The organism is Psychrobacter phenylpyruvicus DSM 7000 = NBRC 102152, from assembly GCF_000685805.1.
In the GTDB taxonomy this organism is placed as follows: Bacteria; Pseudomonadota; Gammaproteobacteria; order Pseudomonadales; family Moraxellaceae; genus Psychrobacter; species Psychrobacter phenylpyruvicus.
On record NZ_JMKP01000009.1, the window covers coordinates 107,587 to 113,781 of the forward strand.

Here is a 6,195-nt window from a genome sequence, read left to right on the forward strand (position 1 = left end):
ATAACTTAAGCTTCTAATACTTAAGCTTCTAATAGAACTTCGATTTTTAAAAAATTTGATTTCTAAAAAATAAGTATAAGGAATATTTTAAATGAGTCCAAATACGCCACCACCCATTCCAACAGATAATTATGGTTACTCGCTACCTAACTTATTACCCGAGCCTCGGTCTTGCTCGGCCGGCTCAGGGGTCAAATGGCTAACTGAAGCAGCGACTCTTTTTAAACAGCGATGGCTGCTCTGGGTAGGTATAGGTCTTTTTTATCTAGCCTTGATTATGGTTACTCAACTTTCAGAGTACACCAGCTTTATCATCTCCTTGTTATCTATTATCTTTATGGCAGGCTTCATTCAAGGAGCCGCTACACAAGCAACAGGAGGTGAGCTTAAGTTTGGCCACTTATTTGCAGGATTTAAAACTCACTTTTTTCCGCTAATTATTCTGATTTTACTTTATTGTTTGGCTTTATTTATTTTAGTTATAATAGCGGTGTTATTTGTGGCTGGGCTGAGTAGTACTGGCACAGCGTTTGCAGATTTAGGTCAATATGGAGAGAGTCAGGTACTGGAGATAATAGGCTTAAGTTTATTAATGATTTTAATGATCATTCCAGCGATTATGTCCATATTCTTTGCGCCCGCACTGGTTGTATTACATGATGTTAAACCCCTTAAAGCCATGGAAATGAGTTTTAAAGGATGCCTGAAAAATATTGCGCCAATTATCGTTTATTTAATTGTAGGCACTATAGTATTTCTGGTTGGATCAGTCATCACTTTAGCAGTTGGAGTGGTTGCTCTAATACCAATTTTTATGATTACTTATTACACAAGTTATCGTGATGTATGGACAGACCAGCCTGTCTCTTAATTCTAAATACTGACTGCAAATTAAGAAACTGCAAATTAAGAAAATGGACAGCTATAATAAAAAACACCGCAACGGTAACCAGTGCGGTGTTTTTTATTAACAACTAATCAGTTACTCATCTTCATGGCTCTGAGAAACAGCATCTTCATCAGCAATATCAGTAATATCAGGATAGTCAGTACTGTCTAAGCTATCTTCCACTAAGATTTCATCAATACGTGCTTCATCGATATTCTGACGATGTGCTGGAGTTAATCCTTGTTGCAAGTCTTCAGCTTCGTCTACTGAATCTAGATCTATCGCCGTATCTATTGGGTCTTTCATAAGTCATTCCTTGGTGATTAAAAATCTTTATGGTAATTTAAAAACCTTATCGTAATCTAAAAGTCGCTGATTAAAGGTTTTGCTCGCGAGGTAACTCAGCTTCCTGTGGTGCATCTGCCATATCACGATCTAGAGAGTAGAAGTTAGCGTTGTTGTCTTTACTTTCTGAAGCTAGAGCAAATTTATCACGAAGCTCATCAATTAACGCTTCTTCTTCGATTTGCTCTTTAACGAACCATTGCAAGAAATTAAAGGTTGGCCAATCTCTCTCGTCAAAAGCCTTATCCACTAGCTGATAAATTTTCTTAGAGTTATCAAGCTCATGTTGCCACACATCTTCAATGCAAGATTCTAAATCTACTGGATTATCACGGGGAGCAGGGATAGCACTTATTTTTGCTTCGCCGCCTCTGGTCTGAATGTATTCCAAGAACTTAAACATATGTTGGCGCTCTTCTTCTGAATGCTTATAAAAGAATTCAGCAATACCAGCATAATTGTTTGAGTCTGCCCACACTCCCAGTGCTAAATAAGCCTGAGCTTGAGCAGCTTCATTATTCATTTGATCGTTTAAGGCTTGCTCCATACTATCTGAAATGCGTTTATCACTCATTATTATTGTCCTCAATCAATTATTGTTGCTTGTTTTTATTTAAAATAGAAATCGCCATCTAAAATAAAAAGCTATCAGGAATTTGTTATATGACTCTATGAAAAATAACAATTCAAGAGATCATAACTTTTAATTTCATTTCATTATAAAAGCAATTCTTGAGTTAATAAGTAAGGCTGAGTTATGAGTTGTTCTTATTCTGTGATGGAGGTAAAAAGTTGTAACGCAGATCCAAAGGGTTGGTTTGTTTAATAAACCTAGTATTAAAGTCATCAAGCTTAAAGCGCCATAAATACATAAAGGTAATAGTATAAATAATGAGTTCACAAAGCTCTTCCACTATGTTGCCGCTGATTGCACTAAATCCTATTTCATTTTCAGCTACATATTGAAGTATAACTAGCAAAAAGATGACTATATACAGCGCTGTTGGAACCTGTTTTAGAACTGCTGAAACATAGTGCCAAGCGTAGGTTAATAAACCAAGAGCAGTTACAGCAATGAGGAATAATACAGCATCTTCCCACCACTCATAACTTGCACCAAGTAATAAAAATCCCTCAGGCACTAATATATCTGACAAAAAACTCAGTTCTCGGCGAATAGCAGATAAGAAGACCAACACAGAACCAATCCAAAAAGATCGGGCTATATTGAAGCGGCTTTTGATAGCATAAAAGGTACAAAAAATAAGAGATATTGCAAGTAAAAAGGCCTGTATTAGCTCAATGAGGCTGTCTTCGGTAATAATGGCTACCTCCATATTTTCTTTGATACAGATATTTTGTGTAAGTATATGATATAAATAACAATAATACAAAAAACAACTTATTTATTATTAAGTATAAATAAAAATATATTTGTATTTTGTTGTTTTATACTTAATAATAGGAACGCATTATAGTTCATACTAGCGCCAAAATAAAACTTTGAGCTCTTACTGGAAAGAAACAAATCATGACTGCTGATTAAAGTTGAATTTGTTATGTTTATGGTCTACATAAATTCATTATTATGAAAACAATTGAAATCCATAAAAATAAATCCAGAAGGATTAAGGAGCCATCGCCATGAATACGAGCGAATTATTCAATTTAACCGACAAAACAGCGATTGTTACCGGTGGAGCAAATGGTATCGGTAAGGCCACTGCGATTATGTTAGCCAAGCATGGTGCCAATATCGTTATTGCTGACTTAAAATTGGAAGATGCCCAAGCTGCTGCCAAAGAGATTGAGGCGTTAGGTGTAAAGGCACTGGCCATTGAATGTAATGTGCTAAAAGATGAGCATTTGGTTAGATTAACCGAAGAAACGGTGAAACAATTCGGTGCCATCCATATTCTAATTAATAACGCTGGTGGTGGCGGTGGTGGTCGTGAGAACCCGTTTAAGATAGACGTTGATGATATCAAGCGTGACTTTGAGTTAAACGTATTTAGCGGCTGGCGTTTGTGTCAGTTGGTAGTACCGTACATGAAAAAAGCAGGTTACGGCTCTATTGTCTTTACCACTTCAATGTCGAGTATTAATAAGAGCCCAAATATGAGCGGTTATGGCGGCTCTAAAGCAGCAGTTAATCACATGGTTGCCAACTTGGCACATGATTTTGGTCCTGAAGTACGTATTAACGCTGTGGGACCAGGGGCTACTAAGACAGCAGCGTTAGAAAGCGTATTAACGCCAGAGATTGAAGAAACGATGTTACAGCACACCCCGATTAAACGTTTAGGTAGCGCTGATGATATTGCAGGAGCCATGTTATACTTTGCCGCTCCAATTTCTGAATGGGTCAGTGGCCAGACTTTATTTGTCAATGGTGGCGGTGTTCAAACCTTAGAGTAATCCGCTAATGATTTTTAAAGGGCAAGATCAACATATGCAGTTAGTGCCAAATAAGCCATTGATTTGTAAAACTGGGTTGAATTAAAGGGTTCTATAAAAAGTTATGTTAAAAAAAATTATCCCCGCTATTGTGAGTTTAGGCCTAATTGCTGGTTGCAGTTCGAATGTCGAAAATACTGTGAATGTCGAACCTAACGCAGCTAAAGTCACTAAGGCTCATCTGTATTATAACGGTGATATTATTCCTATGAATACCATTAAACCCAGTATGGTTGAGGCGGTAGTTGAGCAAGGGGGTAAGATTGTTTATGTTGGTAATTTGGCAAAAGCCAAAGATCAGTTTGCTGATATTGAACATGTGGACCTCAAAGGCAAAACCTTACTGCCAGGATTCATAGATCCGCATAGTCATTTTGGCATGGTATCTAATACCATGGGTCAAGTGGATCTAAACTCACCTCCTGTCGGCAGTATTTCTAACATAGAGCAAATGTTAGCGGCCCTAGTGGCTTATAAAAACGACAATAATATTGCTGACGGAGAGTGGATATATGGCTGGGGCTATGATGAAAGCCAACTGACCGATAAGCGCCATCCTACTAAAATTGATCTTGATAAGGTCCTTCCCAATAATCCAGTATATATTCAGCATACCAGTGGCCACATGGGAGTTGCTAACTCCCTTGCGCTGGCAAAAATGCAGGTTTCTGCAGAGACCGAAAACCCAGAAGGCGGTATGATTGGTCGATTGCCAAACTCAAGTGAACCAAATGGCTTGGTGCAAGAAACGGCGATGTATCCTTTCGTCGGTTATATGCTTCAAGTGCTCAACAGCAAGCAAGCTGAGTTCTTTGACCAAACCCAGGATTTCTATGCTGAAAAAGGGATAACTACCGCGCAAGATGGGATGACTGATAGAGAAGCGATTCGCTTCTTCCAGTCTCAAGCCGATCAAGGTAAGTTAAAAATTGACTTAGTGTCGCTGGCAGGTTTTAGTGAGCTAGAGAGTAACTTAAAGGACCCAGAGCTTAAATTTAAAGACTATAAAAACGGCTTTAAAGTTCAAGGTACTAAGATTATTGCTGATGGCTCCCCGCAAGGTAAAACTGCTTACTTTAGCGAACCGTATTTAACCAACGTAGAAGGCTGTGCCAGTGACTGTAAGGGCTTGCCAAGCCTGTCACAAGAGGCGTTAAATGACTTGTTTAAAACAGCATACGCTGCAGACAATCAGCTCTTTATTCATGCCAATGGTGATGCCAGCATTGATATGATTATCAAAGCACATGAATATGCGGCAAAAGCTTTGCAGCAGCCACTCGATAAAGACCGTAGAACTATCGTGGTACATTCTCAATTTGTACGCCCTGACCAGCTTCAAACCTTTGAAAAATACAATATTGAGCCTTCTTTCTTTACCAATCATGCCTACTTCTGGGGTGATGTCCACGTTGAAAATTTAGGTAACAAACGTGCTGAGTTTCTAAGCCCGCTAGTCAGTGCAGACAAACTAGGGCTTAAATACACCAACCATTCAGATGCTACAGTAACGCCAATTGACCCTATCTTTACCCTATGGACCGCAGTAAATAGAGTGTCTAGAAGTGGAAAAGTTATTGGTTCTGGACAAAAAGCCAGTCCTTATCAAGCTTTAAAATCAATCACCAGTCATGCTGCTTATCAGTTATTTGAAGAGGACCGCAAGGGTACGCTAGAAGTAGGCAAAGTCGCTGACTTTGTGGTGCTGGATAACAATCCACTGACTGTGAAGCCTATGCAAATTAGAGATATCAAGGTGGTAACTACCATTAAAAATGGTAAACCTATTTACCAAGCAAAAAGTGTCAATGATGGCCAAATGCAATAGTGAATAGACAAGTTGTCATAATGGTTTCTTTATTTAACATTTTTATTTAACAAAGGCGACTAACGCCTTTAAGCAAAAGCCCAATCGAAATGATTGGGCTTTTTTTATGAGCGATTGTTTTTTTATGAGCGATTGTTTTTATGAGCTATTAGCAGTCAACAAAAGCTACCATAATAAAACAATAAAATTTGCGCTTATTGATTAAATATTCTAATCTAGTTATTAAGTTCGGTATTTCAGGAAGAGATACGGTTATCTATGTCGTTAAGGCATGATGACTTAAAACATAAGGATAGTGCAATGACTCATAATTTAAATGTGAACCGCCCCGACTATATCGGAGAGTGGATTGCTTGAGTCAGGCAGCTTTGTCTGACTCATTAAGGCTATCATAGTATCGTCTCTCAAACTCAAAAGGCGACACATAACCAATCGTACTATGAATGCGAGTTTTATTAAACCAATCGACCCATTCAAGGGTTGCTAATTCAACATCATACGCATCCCGCCACTGCGGTTTTAAATATTCAATCACCTCTGTTTTATAAAGTCCGTTAACCGTTTCAGCTAACGCATTATCGTATGAATCACCGGTTGTACCAACAGATGCAATAACGCCAGAATCAGCCATCTTATCCGTATAGCGAATGGATAAGTACTGAACGCCGCGATCACT

At 38.4% G+C, this 6,195-nt stretch carries 7 protein-coding genes; 3 read left to right on the plus strand and 4 right to left on the minus strand.

Annotated elements, in window-relative coordinates; all coding sequences use genetic code 11:
* Positions 1 to 91: 91 nt before the first annotated feature.
* Entirely contained in the window at positions 92 to 871 is a 780-nt protein-coding gene (locus G561_RS14040; protein ID WP_051584389.1) for a BPSS1780 family membrane protein, read from the plus strand.
* 111 nt (positions 872 to 982) lie between these two features.
* Here G561_RS14040 and G561_RS0105645 read toward each other — a convergent pair whose 3' ends face one another.
* The 3 genes from G561_RS0105645 to G561_RS14045 form a co-directional block, all read right to left on the minus strand.
* Positions 983 to 1,195, minus strand: a complete 213-nt coding sequence (locus G561_RS0105645) for a hypothetical protein (protein WP_028858680.1) — start codon at positions 1,193 to 1,195, stop codon at positions 983 to 985.
* 70 nt (positions 1,196 to 1,265) lie between these two features.
* Positions 1,266 to 1,808, minus strand: a complete 543-nt coding sequence (locus G561_RS0105650; protein WP_028858681.1) for a ferritin — start codon at positions 1,806 to 1,808, stop codon at positions 1,266 to 1,268.
* 181 nt (positions 1,809 to 1,989) lie between these two features.
* Entirely contained in the window at positions 1,990 to 2,571 is a 582-nt protein-coding gene (locus G561_RS14045) for a hypothetical protein (protein WP_051584390.1), read from the minus strand.
* 307 nt (positions 2,572 to 2,878) lie between these two features.
* Between G561_RS14045 and G561_RS0105660 the strand changes: the two genes are divergently transcribed.
* Positions 2,879 to 3,652, plus strand: coding sequence for a glucose 1-dehydrogenase (locus G561_RS0105660; protein ID WP_028858682.1), 774 nt, complete (start codon positions 2,879 to 2,881; stop codon positions 3,650 to 3,652).
* A 103-nt stretch (positions 3,653 to 3,755) separates the two neighbouring features.
* Complete coding sequence (locus G561_RS0105665; RefSeq protein WP_028858683.1) at positions 3,756 to 5,519, plus strand: amidohydrolase; 1,764 nt, start codon at positions 3,756 to 3,758, stop codon at positions 5,517 to 5,519.
* A 358-nt stretch (positions 5,520 to 5,877) separates the two neighbouring features.
* Here the strand turns inward: G561_RS0105665 and G561_RS0105670 are convergent.
* Positions 5,878 to 6,195, minus strand: a 318-nt coding sequence (locus tag G561_RS0105670; protein WP_028858684.1) for an integrase core domain-containing protein, incomplete at its 5' end; no start/stop codon positions are given.

Coding starts and splice junctions, on each gene's coding strand:
- G561_RS0105660 (WP_028858682.1), top strand. CDS start 2,879: ATGAATACGAGCGAATTATTCAATTTAACCGACAAAACAGCGATTGTT.
- G561_RS14040 (WP_051584389.1), top strand. CDS start 92: ATGAGTCCAAATACGCCACCACCCATTCCAACAGATAATTATGGTTAC.
- G561_RS0105650 (WP_028858681.1), bottom strand. CDS start 1,808: ATGAGTGATAAACGCATTTCAGATAGTATGGAGCAAGCCTTAAACGAT.
- G561_RS14045 (WP_051584390.1), bottom strand. CDS start 2,571: ATGGAGGTAGCCATTATTACCGAAGACAGCCTCATTGAGCTAATACAG.
- G561_RS0105665 (WP_028858683.1), top strand. CDS start 3,756: ATGTTAAAAAAAATTATCCCCGCTATTGTGAGTTTAGGCCTAATTGCT.
- G561_RS0105645 (WP_028858680.1), bottom strand. CDS start 1,195: ATGAAAGACCCAATAGATACGGCGATAGATCTAGATTCAGTAGACGAA.